The organism is Candidatus Pelagibacter sp. uisw_091 (assembly GCF_059512525.1).
In genome coordinates, this window is sequence record NZ_CM183455.1 from 90,432 (window position 1) to 112,173 (window position 21,742).

A 21,742-nucleotide genomic window follows, 5' to 3' on the forward strand; every position below is an offset into this window, starting at 1 on the left:
ATGAAAGAGAAAAATTGTCTAATTTTTGGAGGCAGTGGTCAAATAGGTAGCCATTTAATCAGAAAGCTTACTAAAAATAATTATAAGGTTACTGTAGTCACTAGAAACCTTCATCAAAAGGGATACGTAATAAAAACCCAAGCCAATGCAGGCTATATAGATATAGTTGAGGCTAATATCTTTGATGAGATAAAGATTAGAAAACTTTTTGCTAAAACTAATATTTGTATCAACTTAATTGGGATTTTGTATGAAAGTGGTAAAGGAAATACTTTTAAGAATATTCACACTATTTTTCCATCTATTTTAGCAAAACTATGTAAAGAATATAAAGTGCAACAGTTTATTCATTTATCAGCGTTAGGTATTAACAGTGCTACAGATTCAAACTATGCAAAAAGCAAACTAGAGGGTGAGATTAGCATTCAAAAAAATTTTCCACTAGCTACAATTTTAAGGCCATCAGTAGTTTATTCTGTTGATGATAACTTTACTACAAATTTTATGACCATGCTAAATAGACTTCCATTTTTTCCACTTTATTATAATGGTGATACTAAATTTACTCCAATTCATTGCTCTGATTTAACAGACACCATATATCATGTTATTTCTAAAAATATATATTCTAAAATAATCGAGTGTGTAGGACCTGAAATCATTTCTTTAAAGGAAATTTTAAAAAAATTATTAAAGCTAATTAACAAGAATAGATTATTAATTCCTCTACCTTTTTTTGTTGCAAATATATCAGCAAAATTATTTCAATTGTTTCCAAAACCACTATTAACAGAAGATCAACTAACCTTACTAAAGTATGATAATATTCCTTCAATGAAATACCAAACCAATTTTGATATAGGAGTGCCAAGCACAAGGCTATTTGATCAAGAGGTTGAAAAATATTGTTATATGTGGAGAGAGGGTGGTCAGTTTTCTACTAAAAAATATAATCCCACTAATACTTAATAGAATTTTTTGAACTAAAATTGTATAATGATTTTATGATTATTAATATTATTTATATTCTAATTTTTTTAATTTTTTCTCTTTTAATATATTTAATTTTTAAGTCTATCATGAGAGGTATTGAAGGGAAAAATAAAAACAAAAAAAAATAGTTTTAAAAAAACTGTAATTAGGCAGTATTAGCTTTTTTATCAATATACTGTGGCACTTCTTCTTCTTTATCAGTAGTAGGTTCCTCTTTTTTCCCTTTTGGCTGATAAGCATATAATAAATGAAGCTTGCAATATGAAAAATCCTTTAAAGAAGATCTTCCACAAAAATAAAATGAGGATTCTTCTGGATGTCCAATAGGCCATTTGCAAGAGCTTTCATCTAGTTCTTCCAATTTTTTAGGATTCTCTGGTTCAAAATCTTTTTCAATAAGCAAAGATTTAAATTTACTCTTTCTTCCCTGTTTTTGTTTAGAATTATTCTCCTCAGAGCTACTGTCAAAACTTTGACTTGTTGAAGTATTTCTAGTTTTAATTTTTGATGATAGGTTTAATCTATGAGCTTTTCCAATTACTGCATTTCTACTAATCCCACCAATTATTTCAGCAATTTGACTGGCTGTGTTTCCCTTGCCCCAAAGTTCTTTTAATTTACCAACTTTTTCATCGTTCCAGCTCATAATCTATATTTAGTATGTTAATTAATTTTAATAACTATATACAGATCACACAGGATTGAAAAAAAAACAATAGATATTTTTGTTTTGTACACAAATCTTTCAAAATTTATATATGATTACTTATGGTTGAATTGAATAAGAAATATCAAATAAATGTAAAAAAATTTGGTTTCATAAACTGGATTGGTTTTAAAAGTTTATGGCTTAAGGAATGCAATAGGTTTATGGCAGTTTGGCAACAAACATTACTATCTCCACTTGTATCAAGTTTGTTATTTTTATCAGTTTTATCTCTAGCTTTGGGTAATAATAGAGGAGATGTACTTGGTTATTCTTTTATAAGTTTTTTGGCACCAGGCTTAATAGCGATGAGTATTTTAACCCAATCATTTAGTCATTCAGTTTCATCATTAATGATTGGAAAGATTCAGGGAAATATTGTTGATATGCTATATGCACCTTTATCAGCGCTAGAGGTTTCAATGGCAATAATATTAGCAGCCCTTACAAGAAGTTTTTTAATTGCAATAATTTCAATAGGTGTCTTCTCTTTAATAGTTGAGTTACCAATAAATAACATTTTATTTATTTTTATTTTTGGTTTTTTAAGTGCTTTTATCTTGGGATGTTTAGGATTTATTGCTGGTCTATGGGCTGAAAAATTTGATCATACAGCAACTGTCACAAATTTTGTTATTACTCCATTAAGTTTTTTATCTGGTGTATTTTATTCCATAGACAAACTTCCTAATTTTTTTCAAACTATTAGTCATATTAATCCATTCTTTTATATGATTGATGGATTTAGATACGGTTTTTTAGGGAAATCAGATGGTTCAATAACCATAGGATTAATTTATTTAACAATTTTAAGTATTGTAATGTGGTATGTGGCTTTTTTTCTTTACAAAAAAGGTTATAAAATTAAGTCTTAAATCATGAGTGCTTTAGCAAAAAATTACAATAGAAGAAAAATTTCGTTTAATTATGGAAAAGGAAGCTTTCTTTATTCAACTAATGGAAAAAAATATTTAGATTTTGTCCAAGGGATTGCGGTTAACTCTTTAGGACATGCTAATCCACACTTAATAAAAGCAATTAATAAACAAGCTAAAAAACTTTGGCATGTATCTAATGCATTCATAATTCCAGAAGGTGAAAAATTGGCTACAAGATTAGCTAAAAAAACTTTTGCTGATTTTATTATCTTTCAAAATAGTGGAGCAGAAGCAACAGAAGCAGCAATTAAAGTTGCTAGAAGATATTTCTATTCAATAGGAAAGCCAAATAAAAATAGAATTCTTTGTATAAAAAATTCATTTCACGGAAGAACATTGGCCACAATTTATGCCAGTGGATCAAAAAAAATGACAGAAGGTTTTGGACCAAAGGTTGATGGATTTGATCACTTCGAATTTGGAGATCATAAGTCACTAAAGAAATCCATAACGAGCAGAACAGCTGCAATCATGGTAGAAACTGTTATGGGGGAAGGTGGAATTAAAGTTATTCCAGATTGGTGTTTAAAAGGACTAAGAAAAATATGTAATGAGAAAAAAGTTTTATTAATTTTGGATGAAGTTCAATGTGGAATAGGTAGATCAGGTAATTTTTTTGCCTTTGAAAGCTCAAAAATTAAACCTGATATTGTACCAATAGCAAAAGGAATTGGAGGTGGTTTTCCACTTGGAGCGGTTTTAATGAATAAAAGAGTAGCATCTGGAATGACAGCAGGAACTCATGGCTCAACATTCGGTGGAAATCCATTAGCAATGTCTGTTGGAAATGCAGTTTTAGATAAAATATTTAAAAAAGGATTTCTTACTAATGTTAAAAAGTTATCAAAATATTTTCACTCTGAGTTGAACAAATTAAAAAAAGACTTTCCAAAGTTAATTAAAGAGGTGAGAGGTGTTGGTTTATTGATCGGATTACAGTTGCACAACGATCAAACAAAATTTATTCAAAAATTAATGGACAATAAATTATTGACAATTAGAGCTGCAGAAAACGTGATAAGAATACTGCCTCCACTTAATGTTAAAAAACAAGAAATAGATATGGCTATAAAAATTATCAAAAAAGTTTGCTTAATCGAGAAATAAAAATGAATCATTTTATTGCACTTAAAGACATACCCGCTTCAGACCTTAGAAAAATTGTAACTGATGCAAAAAAAAGAAAAGATAAAAGAAAGAAATTTAGTACACTTGATGTCGATAAAGATTACCCCTTAAAGGGAAAATTACTTATTCAAATGTTTGAAAAATCAAGCCTCAGAACAAGACTAAGCTTTTACCTCGCAATAAAACAATTAGGAGGTGGAACTATAACACTTAGAGCAAATGAGCTACATCTTGGAAAAGGAGGTGAAAGTTTAGCTGATACAGCAAGAATTTTATCAACTTATGGTGATGGTTTTATGTTGAGAACTGATAGTGATAAAAAAATAGAGGAATTTAGTAAATATTTAACAATACCTGTTATAAACGGGTTGAGTCCATCTTCACATCCAACACAAGTTTTATCAGACATTTTCACAGTAGAAGAGATTAAAAATATGCCTATTTCAAAATTAAATATCTGCTGGATTGGAGATTCAAATAATGTTCTTAACAGTTTGATTGCAGCATCAGTTAAGTTTTCTTTTAAATTAAATATTGGTTGTCCTAAAAATTATGAGCCTAAAAAATTTGTAGTTGATTGGGTAAAGAAAAATAAAAGAAAAATTAATATTTATAATGATGCTAAAAAAGCAGTTAAAAATGCAGATGTTATTTTTTCAGACAAGGTTATTTCTTTAAATGATAAGGTTAATAAAAGTAAAAAAATTAAAGATTTTAAGAATTTTCAAATTAATTCTAAATTAATGAACTTGGCTAAAAAAGATGTAACTTTCTTGCACTGCCTACCAAGAGGCACTGAAGTATCGAGTGAGGTTTTTTTAGGAAAGAATTCTAAAGTTTGGTTGCAAGCTCTAAATAGAGTGCACGTTCAAAAAAGTATTTTATTGTATTGTTTTGGAAAACTAAGGTAGTTGTTTGGGACTATCACTTTTTTGATTTAAATATTTAATTACAGAAGCTCTATCTTTTTCTTTTCTTAAACCAGCATAAGACATTTTAGTTCCTTTTAAATAACTAGCAGGTTTTTGTAAAAACCCATTCAATTCTTCAAAAGTCCATTCTTTACCGTATGAGGCTAAAGCTTTAGAGTATTTGTAGTCATTCACTCCACCAACTGCTCTACCAACAACATTATATAATGCTGGGCCAATCTTATTTTTTCCACCTTTATTTATCGAGTGACATGCTGCACATTTTTTAAAAATTTTTTCTCCACTCGCCACATCACCTAATGCCATAATTGCAGCAATATCTATTTTTTCCACCAATTCAACTGCCTGGGTTGTGCCTGAGGTTAATTGGCTTTCAACTTCAACCTGATATCCAGGGTTTTTTGGTTTCTTCACATGAAAAACACCATCTGCAATCTTCCCTAAACCGATTACAAGTAGTGCAACCATCAAAACTGCAGCAATAATTTTATTTAGTTCGAACGAATCCATTTAATTATAATTATTTTGGACATATAACATGATAATTAAAAAATACTTAATTTTTTATTTTGTAATTTAGCGTCTGTTAGACGCATAAAGTTGATAATTTTATAATGAAAAAAACACTAATATTAATACCGTCAAGAATGGCCGCAACTAGGTTGCCTGGCAAGCCACTTCTAAAAATTAATAATTTGTCAATTATTTCGCATGTTTTTAAAAGAGCAGAAGAAGCAAATATTGGTGAAGTAGTAGTGGCAACCGACAATCAGGAAATACTAAAAGATGTTCTTAAGAATGGAGGCAGAGCAATTTTAACAAATAAAAATCATAAAACAGGTACAGATAGAATTTACGAAGCTTACGAAAAACTTAATATAAAAAATATAGATTACATATTAAATTTACAAGGAGATGAACCTGATATTAATAAAGATGACATTATTAACTTAAATAATTTTATGATTAATCAAGATGCAGAGCTTGGAACATTGGCAGCAAAAATTGAAGATGATACAATACTTAATAATAGAAATGTAGTTAAGGTTGTTACAGATAAAAAGTTAGCTAAAAATAATTTTCCGATAGCACTAAATTTTACTAGAGACAATTTATCAAAAGATTATCAAAATAATTATCACCATATTGGAATATATTCTTATAAAACCAATATATTAAAAAAGTTTATTAGCTTAGATCAAACCATTAATGAAAAAGAAAATAAATTAGAACAATTAAGAGCTTTAGATAATAAGTTAAAAATCAACGTAGCTCTTGCAGGGACTTCTCCCATAGGTGTTGATACTCAAGAAGATTATCTAGCTATAAAAAAAATTATGGAATATAAAATATAAAATGAGCAAAATTTATATTCAAGGAACTTTTGGAGCATATTCACATCTAGCAGCACTTGAAGTTGATCCTAATGCTGAAGTTATTCCATGTAAAACTTTTGATGAATGTTTTAAAAAAACATCCTCAGAAAAAAATTCTCGAATGGTAATACCTGAGTCAAATCGTATTACAGGAAATATTGGAATAGAATATCTAATTTTTAAACACAGATTGAATATTTATGCAGAACACTTTCAAAAAATTGAACATAATTTGTTAGGACAACCAGGTGCTAACTTGAATGATATAAAAGATGTATTTTCTCACACACAAGGTTTGTCTCAATGTTCAAATTTTATTAAAAAAAATAATTTAGTTGAACACATTCGAGCTGATACAGCTGGTTCAGCAGAAGCAATTTCAAAAAAAAAGATTAAAAGTGAAGCAGCAATTGCCTCATCGTTAAGTGCAAAAATTTACAAACTTCAAATACTTGCACCCAACATTGAAAATGAAAAAGGTAACGCAACTCGATTTTTAGTTATGGGCAAAGAGATTTATCAACCAAATTTTGGAGATAAAAGATATATAACTTCTTTTTTATTTAAATTAAAAAGTAAGCCTGCTGCACTTTATCAATCTCTAGGAGGATTTGCGATTAATGGTGTAAATCTAACAAAACTTCAGAGCTATCCGGAACAAAATTCATTTGAATCATATTTTTTCTTATGTGATCTAGATGGCCATATAGAAGATCCAAAAGTTCAAAAATCCTTAGAAGAATTAGGACTTCATTGTCAAGATTTTCACGTGTTGGGTGTTTTTGAAGCTGATAAATTTAGAGAAAAATAATTCAGAAACTTTTCTTGTAGATTAGAAAACATTACTGTTATAATAGTTCTGGAGGCTAGAGGTGAATGCTGCTTGAACCCGACCAGATCTTAACGGAAGCAATCGTAAAGACAGTTTTTCAGGTTCTAGTCTCCTTATAAAAATGAATAAAAATACAAAAGTTTTAGCTTTAAAATACAGACCTCAGACATTTGATGATCTTATAGGTCAAAATGTTGTTGCTGAAACAATATCTAATTCAATTAAAGCAAATAAAGTCCCTAATGCCTATCTTTTTACTGGAATTAGAGGAATTGGAAAAACTACTACAGCAAGAATAGTAGCAAAATCTTTAAATTGCTCCAATGGTATCGATAAACTTTGTAAAGATGATCTTTGTGAAAATTGTACAGCTATTTCGAATTCAAATCATATTGATGTATTAGAAATGGATGCAGCGAGTAAAACTGGTGTTGACGACGTAAGAGATCTTATTGAATTTTCTAGATATGGCCCAACTACAGCTAAATATAAAATATTTATTATTGATGAAGTTCATATGCTTAGTAAACAGGCGTTTAATGCATTGTTAAAAACTTTAGAGGAACCACCTGAGTATTTAAAATTTATTTTTGCAACTACAGAAATAAAAAAAATTCCAATTACTGTAGTTTCTCGTTGTCAAAGATTTGATTTATCTAGAATTAAGTCTTTAGAATTACTTGATTTTATAAAAAAGATTAAAGATAAGGAGAATGGCAATGTATCTGATGATGCACTTAAGTTAATTATAAAGATTTCAGAAGGATCTGTTAGAGACGCTTTATCATTACTTGATAGAGCATTGCTTACATTAGATAAAGAAAAGACGCTAGATTTAGCTTCTGCACAAAAAATATTTGGTTATTTTGATAAATCTCAATTAATTAGTTTATTTGATCTTATTTTTGAAGGTAAAGAAACAGAAGTTTTAAAAACTTATAGAAAAATTTACAATCAAGGAGTTGAGCCTAAAATTTTTATAAATGATTTTTTAGAGCTTTTATATTATTTTAAAAATATTGAGTCATTAAATATTGATGGTACAAATTTTTCATTAAATGATGAGGAATTTGATAGAATTAAGAAAATTTCTGAAAAGGTTAACAATAAAACTTTAATATTATTTTGGCAGTTTACTATTAAGGCATTAGAGGAGTTTGATATTGTTTCTAATCAACATTTATCAATGGAAATGTTCTTGATTAGATTGATTCATTTAAAAGATATTACGAACACTTCAGATACAAACTATGAAAACTCACACCTGACAAATGAAGAGATTAACCAAACATCCCTTTCACAAAAAAAAGATGGTGATGATTTGTTTGGAATAAAAGATAAGGCTGAAACAATTGGTCAAATGAAAAATATTGCTCAAGAGGAAGATATAACATTGAAAGATGATAAGGAATTTGAAACACAGATTAGTCCAATAAGTTCTTTTGATGATTTATTAAAAATATGCTCTTCTAAAAAAGAAATTAAATTAAAATATCAGTTAGAAAAAAATGTAAATCTTGTTAGTTTTGAAGATCAAAGAATCGAAATTTCATTTAATGAAGATTTAGATAAAGACTTCATCAAGGATTTATCTTTAAAACTTTATGAATGGACAAATAATAGGTGGATAATAACACTAAGTAAAACTAAAGGTCAGCCATCTAAAAAACAAATAGAAGCAAACTTAAGAAAGGAATTGCTAGAAAATACAAAAAATTCCTCAATTTATAAAAGTATTTTAAAAAGTTTTCCAGATGCTGAACTAGTTGATGTTAAAATTAATGTGAAAGAAGTTAAAAATGACTGATTTTACAAAAATTTTAGATAAAGCCAAAGAATTAGAATCTAAAATGAAAGAAAGTCAGGAAAAGATTAAAAATATTCAGGTTACGGGAACATCAGGCTCCAACTCTATAAAAGTTACACTAAATGGTGATAACGAAATGATTAAGATAAGTTTATCAGATGCGGTAATAAAAGAAGACAAGGTGATAATAGAGGACCTAATAGTGGCAGCTCATAATAATGCAAAATCTGAACTAAAATCAAAAACAACTGAAGAAATTTCAAAGTCTACAAGTGGGCTTGGTATTCCTGGTTTTAAATGGCCACTTTAATCAGATGCAAAATATTAATGAAATAGAAGAATTAATAAAATTAATTGCTAAGCTTCCAGGACTAGGCCCAAAGTCTGCCAAAAGAATTGTATTGAAACTTATTAACAATAGGGATGAATTAGTTAAGCCGATGGCTAATATTTTAGCTCAAGTTTATAAAAATGTTATTAGGTGTCAATCTTGTGGTACTTTAAAATCTAATTCTTTAGGCTGTAATAATTGTGAAAATACAAAAGAAAAATACAATAAAATATGTGTTGTTGAAGATATAGCAGACCAGTGGTCTATAGAAAATTCAAATATTTATAAAGGATACTTTCATATATTAGGTGGAACAATTTCATCTGCTGGTCAAAGGAAAGAGGATCTCTTAATTAATTCACTAGTTGAGAGAGTTGTTAGAGAAAATATTGAAGAGGTTATTTTAGCAACAAGTGCAACTGTTGAAGGCCAAACTACAGCCTATTATATTCAAGATAGTCTTAAAAAAACAAGCGCAAAAATCTCAAAACTTGCGCAAGGCTTACCTGTTGGTGGTGAAATAGAAAGTCTTGACGATGGGACTTTATATTCAGCTTTTAAAAATAGAACTGGAATTAAAACTAATTCTGACTAGATTTTTTTAGCAATCTATTAAAATGTAATAATGGCTCTGTATAACCAGAGGGTTGTTCTTTACCTTTAAAGATTAAATCACAAGCCGTCTTGAAAGCAATTGATTGTTCAAAATTTTCAGACATCATCTCGTAGCTTCCTCTTCCAGAACGAGAATAAGCGCCATCATTTTTATTTTGATCATCAACAATTTTTGCCATTTTTTTCATTATTTCCATAACTTGTGATTTTGTACAAATATCATGGTGTATCCAATTGGCAATATGCTGAGATGAAATTCTTAAAGTAGCTCTATCTTCCATTAAACCAATATTATTAATATCAGGTACTTTTGAACAGCCAACTCCATGATCTATCCATCTTACAACATACCCTAAGAGAGTTTGTGCAGAATTAGAAATTTCAGAATTAATTTCTTCCATTGACCAGTTAGGTCTATTTGCAATTGGTAACGTTAATAAATCATCAAGTTTTGCCGAATCTCTTCTTTGAATTTCTTTTTGTTTATCAAATATATTAACTTCATGATAATGAAGGGAGTGAAGTGCAGCAGCAGTTGGTGACGGCACCCAAGCACAATTTGCTCCAGCTCTTAGGTGACTAGTTTTTTGTTCCATCATTTCAGTCATTTTATCAGGCATCGCCCACATTCCTTTGCCAATTTGAGCTTTACCGGAAAAACCACATTGAAGACCAATATCAACATTATTATTTTCATATGCAGTAATCCATTTAGAGGACTTCATGTCTCCTTTTTTAATCATTGGACCAGCCTCCATTGAAGTATGTATTTCGTCTCCAGTACGATCCAAAAATCCTGTATTAATAAAAAATACTCTATTTTCTAATGTCCTAATACATTCTTTTAAATTTGAAGAAGTTCTTCGTTCCTCATCCATTATTCCAATTTTACAGGTATATTTTTCTAGCTCCAAAACTTCTTCGACTCTAGAAAAAATTAAATCAGTAAATGTAGTTTCATCTGGTCCATGCATTTTTGGTTTAACAATATAAATTGATCCAGTTCTAGAATTTCCCTTCTTCTTCAAGTCATGAAGACATGCGGCAGACGTAATAAATGCATCCATTATCCCCTCAGGTATTTGAGAGCCATCTTTTAAAATAATCGCAGAGTTAGTCATTAGATGGCCTACATTTCTTATTAATAATAAACTTCTTCCATGTAGCTTTAACCCCATGCCATCTTTAGAAATATAACTTCTGTTAGGATTTAATTTACGCTCAAAAATTTTACCATTTTTTTCAAATTTAGACTTTAAATCACCTTTCATAAGACCAAGCCAATTACGATAACAAATAACTTTATCTTCAGAGTCAACTGCTGCAACGCTATCTTCATTGTCACATATAGTTGAAACTGCAGCTTCAACAATAATGTCACTTATACCAGCAGGATCTTGTACTGCACTAAATGCTTTTGGGTTTATTATTATTTCTATATGTAAATTATTATTCTTAAGAATGATGGCGCTAGGATTGTCTGCTTCACCTCTATGACCTATAAATTTATTCTTATCTTTTAATTTTGTTTTTTGTTTATCTTTACAAATGATAAGTGAACCATCTTCTATTTTAAAAGTAGTTATATTTGCCCATCCAAGAATTATGTTCTCTAAAGGAAAATATCTTTCTAAAAAGTTTCTTCCATATCTTATGACCATTTCACCTCTTAAGGGATCATATCTCTGTGCAGTACTATCTTCAGATTGTTCAATTACATCTGTACCATATAAACTATCATATAAACTCATCCATCTTGCATTAGCTGCATTAAGTGCATACCTTTCATTCATAATGGGAACGACTAATTGTGGTCCAGCAATACTAGCTATCTCTTCGTCAATATTTTTTGTTTTAATCTTAAAATCAGGACCAACTTCTTTTAAGTAGCCAATTTCCTGTAAAAATTTTTTGTATTTTTCTGGATTAATTTCATTACCTCTATTGGCAATATGCCAATCATCCATCTTTTTTTGTAAAGCTCCTCTTATCTCTAAAAGTTTTTTATTTTTTGGAGCTAATTCATGAACTACTTTATCGAAACCTTTCCAAAATTTTTCTGAAGAGATATTTGTATTTTTAAGTAATTCATTGTTCACAAAGTCAAACAATTTATTAGAAACTGATAGATTATATATTTTTGTATATTGTTCTTTCATAGCACTCATTTTACCCCATCTGTATGTTTGCCTGAGAGTTTTTGCTCCATCGGCGAGATTAAATCTCTTTCCAGAGTGTTATGTTTATTATCGGTCCTTTTGCCTGAGAGTTTCCGGGGTGGTTGCTCCTTCGGCGCTAATATATTTAGTCTCTCCCGATAAGAGTGAAGATTACTTGTTAATACTATTAAGTCAAATATTAATTATTTAAAACATTTTATTGCCTTTTTTGTGAATTAATTAATAATTAAAACTATTCTTATGAAAAATTATTTAAATTTCGAAACTGATATTAAAAATTTAGAAGCTGAAATAGAAAAACTAAAAGATCCATACAATCAGGATGGACTTTCAGAGGTAGATACAAAAAAAATTTCTGAATCTCAAGAAGAGATAGATAACAAGCTAAAAGAAATTTATTCTAACCTTGACCCATGGCAAACAACGTTAGTCGCAAGACATGAAGATAGACCTAAAGCTAAGTTTTTTATAGACAATTTATTTGAAGATTTTATTCCACTGTCTGGAGATAGGTTTTATGGAGAAGATAAATCTGTTCTAGCTGGGTTTGCAAAATTTAATGAAAAATCAATTTTAGTTATAGGTCAAGAAAAGGGTGATAGCCTCGAAACTAGAATTGAAAGAAATTTTGGGATGATGAGACCCGAGGGTTATAGAAAAACTATTAGATTGATGAAACTCGCTAATAAATTTAATATTCCAGTAATTTCTTTTATAGATACCCCAGGTGCATACCCAGGCGTTGGCGCCGAGGAAAGAGGTCAAGCTGAAGCAATTGCAAAATCAATAGAATGTTGCATGTCATTAAGTGTTCCAACCTTAGCAATTGTTATTGGAGAAGGTGGCTCTGGTGGAGCAATAGCATTAGCATCATCCAATAAAGTTGTTATGTTAGAAAATGCAATTTACTCTGTAATTTCTCCTGAAGGATGTGCAACAATCTTATGGAGAGATCCAAAAAGAACACTTGATGCTGCAAAAGCAATGAAATTATCCTCAAAAAATCTTCTAGAATTAAAAGTAATTGATGAGATTATTCCAGAACCAATTGGTGGAGCTCATAGAGATAGAGATTTAATTTTAGTAAACATAAGAAAATCTATTGAAAGCAACCTAAATGAATTCTCCAATATGAGTAGAGACGAAGTTTTGAATCATAGAAAAAATAAATTTCTAACTATTGGAAGATCAAAAGGATTTATTAGTCAATTAGATGACTTGAGTGCACTAAGTATGAAAAAAAATAAGGTTAATGAGTTTATTGAAAGCTTTTTTAAATCAAAAATCAATTTAGGAGCTTCTCTCATAGCGTTGGTTTTGCTAAGTTATTTAATATTTTTTTTATAGAGCTCCACAGCATTTTTTATATTTCTTACCAGATCCACAAAAGCAAGGTTCATTTCTACTCATTTTTTTCCCAATATATTTTGGATCAATCACAGGTGGTTTATAAACCTCTTTTTCTTGAGGAGCCTCTTGAACTATTTTTAAATTAATTAAAATTGTTACAAAGTCAATTTTTAGTTTATTTAATAAATTTTCAAAAAGATGAAAGGCTTCTTTTTTATACTCAACTAATGGATCTCTTTGACCATAAGATCTAAGTCCAATAACTTGTCTTAATTGTTCAAGGTATTGTATATGAGACTTCCAGTTTAAATCAATACTTTGAAGAAAAATTCTTTTTTCAACTTCTCTTGCCTTTTCTTCACCGAGCATTTTAATTCTCTCATTTCTTGATTCTAAAAATTTAGATTTAACTTTTTCTTTAAAGTCTTGGTCTTTTAAGTTAGTTAAATTTGCAAACTCACTTTCATCTACACTTTTTCCAAGTAAAATTTTTAATTGATTACTAAATTCATTATTTTTAATTTTTGATAACTTTTGAGCTTTCAAGCTAACTAGATGACCTATAATTTCTGATAAAAATTCATTAGAATAATCAAAAACTTTTTCACTATTCATTACAGCGTTTCTTTGAGAAAATATTACATGCCTTTGATCATTTAAAACATCATCAAATTTAAGTAAATTTTTTCTTATATCAAAGTTTCTTGCCTCAACTTTTTGTTGAGCTCTTTCAAGGGCTTTATTAATCCAAGGATGATCAATACTTTCCCCATCTTTTAAGCCAAGTTTTTGTAAGATGTTATTCATAGACTCTGAGCCAAAAATTCTCATCAAATCATCCTCTAAACTAACATAAAAGATTGAACTTCCTTCATCACCTTGACGTCCAGCCCTTCCTCTTGCTTGGTTGTCAACTCTTCTAGATTCCATTCGTTCAGTACCAATCACATACAATCCACCCAATGATTTTATCTTATTCTTGTTTACTAAAAGTTCTTCATCAGGCTGACTTCCTTTTTTTCCACCTAGCTGAATATCAACTCCTCTTCCTGAAATACTTGTAGTAATTATAACTGAGTTCTTTTTTCCTGCATTTGCAATGATTTCAGCTTCATTTTCATGATTTTTTGCATTTAAAACAACATGTTTTATTTTCTCTTCATTTAGTAATTTTGAATAAATTTCAGATTTATTAATACTTGAAGTAAAAACTAAAATTGGCTGATTTTGTTTGTGGCATTCAATAACTTTTTTGATGATAGCTTTATTTTTTTCTATTTCCGTTCTAAAAATTTGATCATTCCAATCTTTTCTAATCATATTTTTATTAGTAGGAATGATAACAACAATTAAATTATATATTTCATAAAATTCTTGAGATTCTGTTGCGGCAGTTCCAGTACATCCAGAAATTTTATCGTAAAGTTTGAAGTAATTTTGATAAGTTATAGATGCAAGTGTTTGATTTTCAGGTTGTACCTCTATTCTTTCTTTTGCTTCAAGAGCCTGGTGAAGACCATCTCCAAACCTTCTTCCTTCTAAGATTCTTCCAGTAAGTTCGTCGATAATTTTTAATGTTCCATCTTTGACTATGTAGTCTCTACCTTTTTCAAATAAATGATTAGCTTTTAATGACTGATTCACATGATGAACCAAACTCAAGTTTTCAGGATCATAAAAATTATTATTTTTTAAAATTCCTGCATTAGAAAACATTTCTTCCACATTATTTATTCCATCATTTGTAAGTAAAATATTTTTATCTTTTTCATCAATTTCATAATGTTTAGGTATTAGTCTTCTGGTTAACTTATCGATTGCAAGGTATTGTTCTGTTTTATCTTCGGCGGCTCCTGAGATTACCAATGGAGTTCTAGCCTCGTCTATTAAACAAGAATCTATTTCATCTACAATAGTGTAAACATGTCCCCTTTGAACCATTTGGTCATTAGAGTGTTTCATATTATCTCTTAAATAATCAAACCCTAGTTCACTGTTAGTTGCATATGTAATATCAAAATTATAATTTTGTTTTCTTTCAAAATCATCCTGACTATTATTTATATAACCAGAGGTTAATCCTAAAAATTTATAAATTTCTCCCATTTCTTGAGAATCTCTTTTAGCTAAGTAGTCATTAACAGTAACAATATGAACACCTTTACCGCGTAGAGCATTTAAGTAGGCTGCAAGACTTATGGTTAGAGTCTTACCTTCTCCAGTTTTCATTTCTGCAATTTTTCCCTGATGCAGAACGATACCTCCCACTATTTGAACATCGAAATGTCTTTCATTTCTAGTTCTTTTAGAAGCTTCTCTTACAAGCGCAAAAGCCTCGGGTAACAAGTCATTAATATTTTTGCCTTCATTGAGTTTTTTTTTAAGTTCTAATGTTTTTTTAGGAAAATCGTTATCTGAAATATCTTGAACGATACCCTCAAAAGAGTTAACTTTTTCAACAATCTTAGCGATTTTGTCTAACTCTTTTTGATTACTTGATTTAACGAATTTTGAGAAAAAATTTAAAGGATTAAGCATCTAGTTTTTTTGGTATATAATTAATTACAGCTTTTAATATAAGTATTAAATAAATAATTTAAATAGATGCCAATAAACCTAAAAAACTTTGAAAATTCTCTAAATTTAAAGTCAAAAATGGGCGACTTCCAAGATTTAGATCATATTGATGGATTATCAATATCTACTGTTTGTGCAAATTTATACAATAAACCAAGAGATGACCTGGTTATGTTTTATTTTAGAGATGGAGCAAATTATGCTTCTGTATACACGCAGTCAAAAATTATATCAGAAAATATTAAATGGAATTTAAATATAAAAAGTAAAAAGATAAAATCTCTAATTGTTAATACTAGAAATGCTAATTCCTTCACAGGTTCTGATGGTTACGAAGGTTTAAAAGAAATAGCCCAAGAGGTTTCAGCCCAACTATCAAAAAAACAAATTGATGATGAGGATAAACCAAAAAAAATATCAAGTAACGAAATTCTCTTCGGATGTACTGGAACTATTGGAGAAAAATATCCAACAGAAAAAATTAGAAATAGTATTCCAGAATTAATTAAAAAGATAAAATATACACAAAATAAGCCTATCTGGATGAAGGCTGCACTTGGTATGATGACAACTGATTTAAAACCAAAACTTGCAATGGAAGAGTGTGAGATTAGTAATAAAAAAATTAAAATTTATGGAGTGGCAAAAGGATCGGGAATGATTTTCCCTAATATGGCAACTACTCTAGGATATGTCTTCACAGACGCAGATCTCTCAAATGATATTTTGAATAAATTACTTAAAAAAAATATTGAAACTACCTTTAATGCAATCACATGTGATGGAGACACTAGTACCAATGATATGGTTTCAATTTTTTCAACGGGAAAAGTTAATAATTTAGAAATAAAAAATATTACTGATAAAAGAATTAAATCTTTTGATGAAGCTTTGCACTCAGTGCTATTGAATTTGTCAAAAAGAATAGTTGCCGATGGTGAAGGGGCCAGTAAGTTTATTACAATTAGTGTTACAAAATCAAAGACAGAGAATGATGCAAAAAAAATTGCTTTTTCAATTGCTAACTCGCCATTAGTCAAAACTGCAATTGCTGGGCATGATCCTAACTGGGGAAGAATCATAATGGCCATAGGTAAAACAGATGTTGATATTGAGGTGAATAAACTATCTATTAAACTTGGACCTATAAAAATCATAGAAAAGGGTCAATTATCAAAAACATACATTGAGAACGATGCGGCAGTATATATGAGAGAAGAGACTAAAATTGACATATCTGTTGATCTCAACCTAGGGAAAAAAAATTTTACAGCATACACTATGGATCTAACTCAAAAATATATAGAGATTAATGCTGATTATAGAAGTTAATAGAACATTGAAATAAGTTTATTTATCATTAACTTATATATCATGATTAAATACAGGCTTGTTTGTAAAAATTGCGAGACTACATTTGATAGTTGGTTTGCTTCATCTAAAGAATATGAGAGGTTAAAAAAAAAAGATTTTCTTAACTGTCATATTTGTAATTCATTTGATGTAGAAAAAACCTTAATGTCACCAAATGTATTTAGCTCAAAAAATGACTCTAAAAATGCCCATCAAATAAAAAAATACAAACAAACAAAAGAAATAATATTAAAAAACCAAGAATTTATTAAAAAAAATTTTGAGAATGTAGGTAATAATTTTGCTTATGAGGCAAGATCTGCACATTATAAAAATAAAAAAATTTTAAAAGGGATTTATGGTACCGCAACAAAAAAAGATCTTAAAGAATTAAAAGAAGAAGGCATAAAGGTAGAAATAATACCCTGGATAGTAGATAGTACAAATTAATCTTTTTTTAATTTTAAAATATAATTAATAGAAGTGTCGTTACTAATTTTCCAACTATCATCTAATATATTAAACTTCATACCATTTAATTTTTTTAAAGATAAATTATTTTTTTTTGAAATCCTTATTAAATCATCTGGCCTAACAAATTTTTCCCAGTCGTGAGTTCCTATAGGTAGCCATTTTAAGATATATTCAGCCCCTATGATGGCAAACGCATAAGATTTTAAAGTTTTATTTAAAGTTGCAACAAACATTATACCATTTTTTTTAAGCAGTTTAGCACTTGCTTTAATAAAAAAATCTATATTTTCAACGTGTTCCACTATTTCCATGTTTAAAATTACATCAAATTTAATATTTGTTTTTAATTTTTCTGGTGATGCAACTTTATAGTTTATTTTAAGTTTATTTTTTTTTGCGTGAAATTTTGCGACTTCTATATTTTTTGCTGAGGCATCTATTCCATATACATTTGCACCCAGTCTGCACATGGGCTCAGATAATAATCCTCCACCACAACCAATATCTAGTAAGTTAATTTTTTTTAAAGGTTTATCTGGAGATTTAATATGGAAATCATTAATTATATTTTCTTTAATATATTTAATTCTTATAGGATTAAAATTATGCAAAGGCTTAAATTTACCGTTAGGATTCCACCATTCTTCAGCAATTTTTGAAAATTTTTCAATTTCTTTTTTATTTATTGAATTCATAATAGATAACTTGTGGACATAACAATTAAGATGTAATTTATCAATATTAATTAAACAAAATTATCAATGAAAATTGTCGTATTAAAATTTGGTGGAACTTCTGTAGGAAATATAGATAGAATTAAGAATGTAGCTAGGATTATAGCCACTTATAAAAAGAAAAAATTAGGAGTAATTGTAGTTTCTTCTGCAATGAGTGGAATTACCAATCAATTGATTAAAAAAACTAAAGAGTTGAGTAAAAATTTTGATGCAGCTGAATATGATGTTTTACTATCTACTGGTGAACAAGCGGCGTGTGCATTAATTGCAGGAAGACTTAAACATCTTGGATTTAAGTCTAGATCTTGGATGTCTTGGCAAGTGCCAATTATTACCGAAGGTTCATATAGTTCATCCAGAATTCACAAGATTAATAAAAATAAAATATCTAGTTTTATAAAATCGGGTGGAATTCCAATTATCACTGGCTTTCAAGGAATTAATTCTGAAAATAGAGTTACAACATTAGGCAGGGGAGGAACTGACGCTTCAGCAATAATGTTAGCAAAATTTTTTAATGCAGATGCGTGTGATATTTATACAGATGTAGACGGTGTATACACTACTGATCCAAGAAATCATTTAAAAGCAAAAAAGATCGATAAAATTTCTTATGATGAAATGCTTGAAATGGCATCTCTAGGGGCGAAGGTAATGCAGCCAACATCAGTACAGGATGCAAAATTAAACAATATAAGCTTCTCTGTTAAATCTTCATTTTTAAAAAAGAAAGGAACTTTAATAACAGATAATAAAAAAGCTTTTAGTGATCAAATTATAACAGGAATTACGTCAACTAAAAATGATGCAAAAATTACAATGATTGGTGTTAAAGATAAGCCTGGTGTTGCAGCTTCTATCTTTAAACCATTGTCACTAAACCAAATAAATGTAGATATGGTTGTTCAAAATATTTCATCAAATAGTAATGAAACAGACTTAACGTTTACTATTAAATCAGAAGATTTAAAAAAAACCGAAAAAATCATAAGGCAAAATAAAAAAATTTCTTTTAGAAAATTTTTACATGACAGCGATGTTTCTAAAGTGTCAATTATAGGAGTTGGAATGATTACTACACCTGGGATTACCTATAGAATGTTTCAAGCACTTGCGTCAAAAAAAATCAATATTATGGTTATTTCAACTTCTGAAATAAAAATTTCAGTTTTAATATCTATCAAGCATGTAAAAAAAGCTATAGTAGCCCTTCATAAAGAATTTAAATTAGACTAAATAATGAGCTTAAGACCATTTAGAGATATTCACAGAAAAAAAACAAAAGTTATTAATGTGGGTGATGTAAAAATAGGAGGAGACAATTCTATTTCTGTGCAATCAATGACGAATACATTAACGACAGATATACAAGCAACTATTAGACAAATTAATGATATTCATGAAGAGGGAGCTGATCTTGTCAGGGTTTCTTGTCCAGACGAAGAATCCTCTTTAGCACTTAAAGAAATCACTAAAAATGTTTCTATTCCAATAATTGCTGATATTCACTTTCATTACAAAAGAGCTATTGAAGCTGCTGAAAATGGTGCGAAATGTTTAAGGATTAATCCAGGCAACATAGGTGACAAATCAAAAATACACGATGTATTAAGTGCAGCCAAAAATAATGACTGTTCGATAAGAATAGGTGTAAACGCAGGTTCTCTTGAAAAAGATATTTTAGAAAAATATAAAGAGCCGTGTCCCGAAGCTTTAGTTGAAAGTGCGCAAAGGAATATTAAAATTCTTGAAGACCAAAATTTTTTTAATTTTAAAATTAGTGTCAAGTCTTCAGATGTCTTTTTATCTATGTCTGCATACCGTCAACTTTCAAAAGTGACAGATTACCCTTTGCATTTAGGCATTACAGAAGCAGGAAGCTTTATTTCAGGAAGCATTAAATCTTCAATAGGCTTAGGATCACTTTTAATGGACGGAATAGGTGATACAATAAGAATTTCATTATCAGATGATCCTGTAAAAGAAGTTAGAATAGGCAATGAAATATTAAAATCACTTAATTTAAGGAATAGAGGTGTACGAATTATATCTTGCCCATCTTGTGCAAGACAAGCCTTCCAAGTAATTGATACTGTCAAAACATTAGAAGAAAAACTTTCTCATATTAAAACTCCTTTAACTTTATCAATTATTGGATGTGTAGTTAACGGGCCTGGAGAAGCAGCAATGACTGACATAGGCATCACAGGAGGTGGAAAAGGAAGTAATATGCTTTATTTATCTGGCATTCAAAGTGAAAAAGTTTTATCAGAAGACATAATATCAAAAGTTGTAAGTGAAGTAGAAAAAAAAGCTGCTGAACTAGATAAAAAATCATAATGATACCTTTAAAAACTATTCAAGAATTAATATCTAAACACTCTTTACTAGAGAAAGAACTGTCAGTTGGTGATGTAGATAAAAAATTTTTTGCTGAAAAATCAAAGGAATATTCAGATTTAAACGATGTAATTGATGATGCTAAAAAATATTTTTCATACGAAGGAGAAAAAAAAGATTTAGAAAAAATTTTAGAAGATCCAGATAGTGATGATGAGTTTAGGGTAATGGCTGATAATGAATTAAAAGATCTCAAGCTAGAAAATGAAAAAATAGAAAAAAAATTAAAATTATTTCTATTACCCAAAGATGATGCTGATAAAAAAAATGCAATTATAGAGATACGAGCAGGTACTGGAGGTTTAGAGGCAAGCTTATTTGCCTCAGATCTTTTCAAAATGTATGAAAAAGTTAGTCATCAAAAAAAATGGGAACTAGAATTAATAAGCATGTCCCAGAGTGAGGCTGGTGGACTTAAAGAAGTCATTGCATCAATTAGGGGAAAAAATATTTACTCAACTTTAAAATATGAAAGTGGAGTTCATCGTGTTCAGAGAGTTCCTGATACAGAAACACAGGGAAGGATTCACACATCTGCTGCAACTGTAGCTGTTCTGCCAGAAGCAGAGGAGGTTGACATAAAAATAAATGACTCAGATTTAAGAATTGATGTTTTTAGAGCAGGAGGTCCAGGAGGACAGTCTGTAAACACAACTGATAGTGCTGTAAGAATTACCCATATTCCAACTGGATTATCTGTATCTCAGCAAGATCAAAAATCACAACATAAAAATAAAGCAAAAGGAATGCTGATTTTAAGGTCACGACTTTATGAACTGGAAAGATCAAGAATAGAGGGTGAAAGATCACAAGATAGAAAAAGTAAAATAGGAACTGGAGATCGCTCTGAAAGAATTAGAACGTATAACTTTCCACAAGGAAGGGTGACAGATCATCGTATTAATTTAACGCTACATAAGCTTGAAGCTTTTTTAGAAGGTGAGGCGTTTGATGAAATGGTAGAAAGCTTAACGCTACAAGCTCAAGAAGAAAAATTGAGCAATCTTAATTAA

The 21,742-nt window shown here is 29.4% G+C and carries 20 protein-coding genes and 1 riboswitch; of the genes, 15 read left to right on the forward strand and 5 right to left on the reverse strand.

What is annotated here, in order from left to right; translation table 11 throughout:
• Positions 1–969: a complex I NDUFA9 subunit family protein gene (locus AC5YGA_RS00480; RefSeq protein WP_415308577.1), complete on the forward strand. Its 969-nt coding sequence runs from the start codon at positions 1–3 to the stop codon at positions 967–969.
• A gap of 169 nt (positions 970–1,138) precedes the next feature.
• On the opposite strand, the gene AC5YGA_RS00485 is transcribed toward AC5YGA_RS00480, so the two are convergent.
• Entirely contained in the window at positions 1,139–1,639 is a 501-nt protein-coding gene (locus tag AC5YGA_RS00485; RefSeq protein ID WP_415308579.1) for a GcrA family cell cycle regulator, read from the reverse strand.
• 122 nt (positions 1,640–1,761) lie between these two features.
• Here AC5YGA_RS00485 and AC5YGA_RS00490 point away from each other — a divergent pair, with 122 nt between their 5' ends.
• The 3 genes from AC5YGA_RS00490 to argF are packed head-to-tail and all read left to right on the forward strand — an operon-like array spanning position 1,762 to position 4,676.
• Positions 1,762–2,574, forward strand: a complete 813-nt coding sequence (locus AC5YGA_RS00490; protein WP_415308580.1) for an ABC transporter permease — start codon at positions 1,762–1,764, stop codon at positions 2,572–2,574.
• A gap of 3 nt (positions 2,575–2,577) precedes the next feature.
• Positions 2,578–3,744: an aspartate aminotransferase family protein gene (locus tag AC5YGA_RS00495; RefSeq protein WP_415308582.1), complete on the forward strand. Its 1,167-nt coding sequence runs from the start codon at positions 2,578–2,580 to the stop codon at positions 3,742–3,744.
• A gap of 2 nt (positions 3,745–3,746) precedes the next feature.
• A complete protein-coding gene (gene argF / locus AC5YGA_RS00500) occupies positions 3,747–4,676 on the forward strand; it encodes an ornithine carbamoyltransferase (RefSeq protein WP_415308584.1) in 930 nt (309 codons plus the stop codon).
• On the opposite strand, the gene AC5YGA_RS00505 is transcribed toward argF, so the two are convergent.
• On the reverse strand, positions 4,668–5,207 hold the full coding sequence (locus AC5YGA_RS00505) for a c-type cytochrome (RefSeq protein ID WP_415308586.1): 540 nt from the start codon (positions 5,205–5,207) through the stop codon (positions 4,668–4,670). The two genes, argF and AC5YGA_RS00505, sit on opposite strands and share 9 nt — an antisense overlap.
• Positions 5,208–5,311: 104 nt before the next feature.
• On the opposite strand from AC5YGA_RS00505, the gene kdsB reads away from it, so the two are divergent.
• The 5 genes from kdsB to recR all read left to right on the forward strand — a co-directional run bounded on the left by kdsB (position 5,312) and on the right by recR (position 9,638).
• Positions 5,312–6,052 carry a 3-deoxy-manno-octulosonate cytidylyltransferase gene (kdsB, locus tag AC5YGA_RS00510; protein WP_415308588.1) on the forward strand — a complete coding sequence of 247 codons (741 nt, stop codon included), beginning with the start codon at positions 5,312–5,314 and terminating at the stop codon, positions 6,050–6,052.
• A 1-nt stretch (position 6,053) separates the two neighbouring features.
• Entirely contained in the window at positions 6,054–6,884 is an 831-nt protein-coding gene (locus tag AC5YGA_RS00515; RefSeq protein WP_415308590.1) for a prephenate dehydratase domain-containing protein, read from the forward strand.
• A 142-nt stretch (positions 6,885–7,026) separates the two neighbouring features.
• Entirely contained in the window at positions 7,027–8,712 is a 1,686-nt protein-coding gene (dnaX, locus tag AC5YGA_RS00520) for a DNA polymerase III subunit gamma/tau (protein ID WP_415308592.1), read from the forward strand.
• Positions 8,705–9,022, forward strand: a complete 318-nt coding sequence (locus AC5YGA_RS00525; protein ID WP_415308594.1) for a YbaB/EbfC family nucleoid-associated protein — start codon at positions 8,705–8,707, stop codon at positions 9,020–9,022. The genes dnaX and AC5YGA_RS00525 overlap by 8 nt, the downstream gene beginning before the upstream one ends.
• Positions 9,023–9,026: 4 nt before the next feature.
• Positions 9,027–9,638 carry a recombination mediator RecR gene (gene recR / locus AC5YGA_RS00530; RefSeq protein WP_415308596.1) on the forward strand — a complete coding sequence of 204 codons (612 nt, stop codon included), beginning with the start codon at positions 9,027–9,029 and terminating at the stop codon, positions 9,636–9,638.
• Here recR and AC5YGA_RS00535 read toward each other — a convergent pair.
• Positions 9,625–11,826, reverse strand: a complete 2,202-nt coding sequence (locus tag AC5YGA_RS00535; protein ID WP_415308598.1) for a malate synthase G — start codon at positions 11,824–11,826, stop codon at positions 9,625–9,627. The genes recR and AC5YGA_RS00535 overlap by 14 nt on opposite strands.
• A 72-nt stretch (positions 11,827–11,898) precedes the next feature.
• A riboswitch (glycine riboswitch) is annotated at positions 11,899–11,985 on the reverse strand.
• 93 nt (positions 11,986–12,078) lie between these two features.
• Here AC5YGA_RS00535 and AC5YGA_RS00540 point away from each other — a divergent pair.
• A complete protein-coding gene (locus AC5YGA_RS00540) occupies positions 12,079–13,185 on the forward strand; it encodes an acetyl-CoA carboxylase carboxyltransferase subunit alpha (protein WP_415308600.1) in 1,107 nt (368 codons plus the stop codon).
• On the opposite strand, the gene secA is transcribed toward AC5YGA_RS00540, so the two are convergent.
• Positions 13,180–15,726, reverse strand: coding sequence for a preprotein translocase subunit SecA (gene secA, locus AC5YGA_RS00545; protein ID WP_415308602.1), 2,547 nt, complete (start codon positions 15,724–15,726; stop codon positions 13,180–13,182). The genes AC5YGA_RS00540 and secA overlap by 6 nt on opposite strands.
• A 66-nt stretch (positions 15,727–15,792) precedes the next feature.
• Here secA and argJ point away from each other — a divergent pair, with 66 nt between their 5' ends.
• Together argJ and AC5YGA_RS00555 are read left to right on the forward strand one after the other, a co-directional pair.
• Positions 15,793–17,097 carry a bifunctional glutamate N-acetyltransferase/amino-acid acetyltransferase ArgJ gene (argJ, locus tag AC5YGA_RS00550; protein ID WP_415308604.1) on the forward strand — a complete coding sequence of 435 codons (1,305 nt, stop codon included), beginning with the start codon at positions 15,793–15,795 and terminating at the stop codon, positions 17,095–17,097.
• 42 nt (positions 17,098–17,139) lie between these two features.
• Positions 17,140–17,568, forward strand: a complete 429-nt coding sequence (locus AC5YGA_RS00555) for a DUF1178 family protein (RefSeq protein WP_415308606.1) — start codon at positions 17,140–17,142, stop codon at positions 17,566–17,568.
• On the opposite strand, the gene ubiG is transcribed toward AC5YGA_RS00555, so the two are convergent.
• Positions 17,565–18,287 carry a bifunctional 2-polyprenyl-6-hydroxyphenol methylase/3-demethylubiquinol 3-O-methyltransferase UbiG gene (ubiG, locus tag AC5YGA_RS00560; protein WP_415308608.1) on the reverse strand — a complete coding sequence of 241 codons (723 nt, stop codon included), beginning with the start codon at positions 18,285–18,287 and terminating at the stop codon, positions 17,565–17,567. The genes AC5YGA_RS00555 and ubiG overlap by 4 nt on opposite strands.
• A 66-nt stretch (positions 18,288–18,353) precedes the next feature.
• On the opposite strand from ubiG, the gene AC5YGA_RS00565 reads away from it, so the two are divergent.
• From AC5YGA_RS00565 to prfA, 3 genes are read left to right on the forward strand one after another with little or no spacing between them, the layout of a single operon-like run.
• Positions 18,354–19,565, forward strand: coding sequence for an aspartate kinase (locus tag AC5YGA_RS00565; protein ID WP_415308610.1), 1,212 nt, complete (start codon positions 18,354–18,356; stop codon positions 19,563–19,565).
• Positions 19,566–19,568: 3 nt separating this feature from the next.
• A complete protein-coding gene (gene ispG / locus AC5YGA_RS00570; RefSeq protein WP_415308612.1) occupies positions 19,569–20,669 on the forward strand; it encodes a flavodoxin-dependent (E)-4-hydroxy-3-methylbut-2-enyl-diphosphate synthase in 1,101 nt (366 codons plus the stop codon).
• Positions 20,669–21,742, forward strand: coding sequence for a peptide chain release factor 1 (gene prfA / locus AC5YGA_RS00575; RefSeq protein WP_415308614.1), 1,074 nt, complete (start codon positions 20,669–20,671; stop codon positions 21,740–21,742). The genes ispG and prfA overlap by 1 nt, the downstream gene beginning before the upstream one ends.

Bases quoted from the DNA above. Each gene is read 5' to 3' on its own strand.
- ispG (WP_415308612.1), top strand. From the start codon at position 19,569: ATGAGCTTAAGACCATTTAGAGATATTCACAGAAAAAAAACAAAAGTT.
- AC5YGA_RS00515 (WP_415308590.1), top strand. From the start codon at position 6,054: ATGAGCAAAATTTATATTCAAGGAACTTTTGGAGCATATTCACATCTA.
- secA (WP_415308602.1), bottom strand. From the start codon at position 15,726: ATGCTTAATCCTTTAAATTTTTTCTCAAAATTCGTTAAATCAAGTAAT.
- AC5YGA_RS00485 (WP_415308579.1), bottom strand. From the start codon at position 1,639: ATGAGCTGGAACGATGAAAAAGTTGGTAAATTAAAAGAACTTTGGGGC.
- prfA (WP_415308614.1), top strand. From the start codon at position 20,669: ATGATACCTTTAAAAACTATTCAAGAATTAATATCTAAACACTCTTTA.
- argJ (WP_415308604.1), top strand. From the start codon at position 15,793: ATGCCAATAAACCTAAAAAACTTTGAAAATTCTCTAAATTTAAAGTCA.
- AC5YGA_RS00490 (WP_415308580.1), top strand. From the start codon at position 1,762: ATGGTTGAATTGAATAAGAAATATCAAATAAATGTAAAAAAATTTGGT.
- AC5YGA_RS00505 (WP_415308586.1), bottom strand. From the start codon at position 5,207: ATGGATTCGTTCGAACTAAATAAAATTATTGCTGCAGTTTTGATGGTT.
- dnaX (WP_415308592.1), top strand. From the start codon at position 7,027: ATGAATAAAAATACAAAAGTTTTAGCTTTAAAATACAGACCTCAGACA.
- ubiG (WP_415308608.1), bottom strand. From the start codon at position 18,287: ATGAATTCAATAAATAAAAAAGAAATTGAAAAATTTTCAAAAATTGCT.
- AC5YGA_RS00540 (WP_415308600.1), top strand. From the start codon at position 12,079: ATGAAAAATTATTTAAATTTCGAAACTGATATTAAAAATTTAGAAGCT.
- AC5YGA_RS00535 (WP_415308598.1), bottom strand. From the start codon at position 11,826: ATGAGTGCTATGAAAGAACAATATACAAAAATATATAATCTATCAGTT.
- recR (WP_415308596.1), top strand. From the start codon at position 9,027: ATGCAAAATATTAATGAAATAGAAGAATTAATAAAATTAATTGCTAAG.
- kdsB (WP_415308588.1), top strand. From the start codon at position 5,312: ATGAAAAAAACACTAATATTAATACCGTCAAGAATGGCCGCAACTAGG.
- argF (WP_415308584.1), top strand. From the start codon at position 3,747: ATGAATCATTTTATTGCACTTAAAGACATACCCGCTTCAGACCTTAGA.
- AC5YGA_RS00565 (WP_415308610.1), top strand. From the start codon at position 18,354: ATGAAAATTGTCGTATTAAAATTTGGTGGAACTTCTGTAGGAAATATA.
- AC5YGA_RS00525 (WP_415308594.1), top strand. From the start codon at position 8,705: ATGACTGATTTTACAAAAATTTTAGATAAAGCCAAAGAATTAGAATCT.
- AC5YGA_RS00480 (WP_415308577.1), top strand. From the start codon at position 1: ATGAAAGAGAAAAATTGTCTAATTTTTGGAGGCAGTGGTCAAATAGGT.
- AC5YGA_RS00555 (WP_415308606.1), top strand. From the start codon at position 17,140: ATGATTAAATACAGGCTTGTTTGTAAAAATTGCGAGACTACATTTGAT.
- AC5YGA_RS00495 (WP_415308582.1), top strand. From the start codon at position 2,578: ATGAGTGCTTTAGCAAAAAATTACAATAGAAGAAAAATTTCGTTTAAT.